This window comes from Photorhabdus bodei, from assembly GCF_003287735.1.
Taxonomy (GTDB): domain Bacteria; phylum Pseudomonadota; class Gammaproteobacteria; order Enterobacterales; family Enterobacteriaceae; genus Photorhabdus; species Photorhabdus kayaii.
On record NZ_NSCM01000132.1, the window covers coordinates 1 to 1,196 of the forward strand.

The following is a 1,196-nucleotide window of genomic DNA, read 5'->3' on the forward strand; positions in this document are numbered from 1 at the left end:
GTCAGGGCGCCCGGCTCATACAGCCAGTGAATGCTCTGTTCATACCCGACAGTGCCATCCGCATATACCGGCGTCTCTTCAATCAGCTGCTCCCCGCTCCACAGGTAATCATAGCCGATTATCGCGGTCGGTTTCACCGGTTGGCCGGTGTCGTCTGTCTCCTTTCGCTTGCTAATCCGTCGCCCGAAAGCGTCATAACAATAGCGCCAGCGCGCCCCTTCCGGGCTGATAAACCCGGTCAGCCGGTCTTGCGCGTCCCAGCGGTAGCGCCAGGTCCGCGGCCGGTAGCCGCGTCGCTGCTCGGTTTTCTCTGTCCGCCGCCCGTTTTCATCGTAGCGATAAGCGCAGGCACCGTGCTGAATCACCCGCCCCGTCTGCTGGGTGTGGTAGCTCTGACGCACATCTTGACTGAGCCGTTCCGGCACCCGTTTTTGGTAATGCAGATGCTGGCCGGCATCGTACACAAACTGCTCGTCACAGGCCCGTGGGCCGCCAAACTGCGCGGTCACCACCTGGTCATTCACATTGTAGCCGTAGCGCGTCTCGTCCCAGCGGGTGTCTTCCATGCAGGCCACGTTGTAGGCCGGGGTGTAATGCCAGTGGCGGGTCACCGCGCTGCCCCGCGGCGGGAAATGCGGGTCGGCCTCGTACAGCGTCTGCTTGAACCAGTCGGAGCTGCGCCCGGCGGTCTGATGGGCCAGCAGCCCGACCGGGGTGTAAGCCTGTGACTGGATAAAGCCGGCGGCGCTTTCCCGCGCGATTTCCCGGCCCAGCCCGTCATGCTGCATCTGCAACGGGGCATGGCCGTCAAGCTGCCACTGCATCAGCCGGCCGTTGAGGCCGTAGTACCAGCTGACCGCAGGCAGGGTGTCCGCCTGGTATCCGGTGGGCAGGCCGCTCAGCGGGTCCCACTGATGGCTGACGGCGCGTCCGTTAATGGTCTCCCGGGTCAGGCGGCCGGCCTCATCGTATGCAAACGCCACCACCGCGTCCGGGTTGGCGGCCCGGACCAGTCGTCCCTGCGCGTCGTGGTCGTAGGTGGTGACTGAGCATAACGTGCACTGCCCGGCCTCTTCCTGCCACGCTTCCTGGCGGGTAATACGGTCGTCGTCGGTGTAGCACCAGCGCAGCAGCTGGTGATTGGGGTAGCGGGCGGTGAGGCGGCGCCCGGCGGCATCATACTGATAATGAATGGT

General features: G+C 64.5%; 1 pseudogene. It reads right to left on the minus strand.

The annotated features are described in order from the left end of the window. Positions 1-1,196: pseudogene (locus tag CKY02_RS23080) on the minus strand (hypothetical protein); the annotation flags it as partial.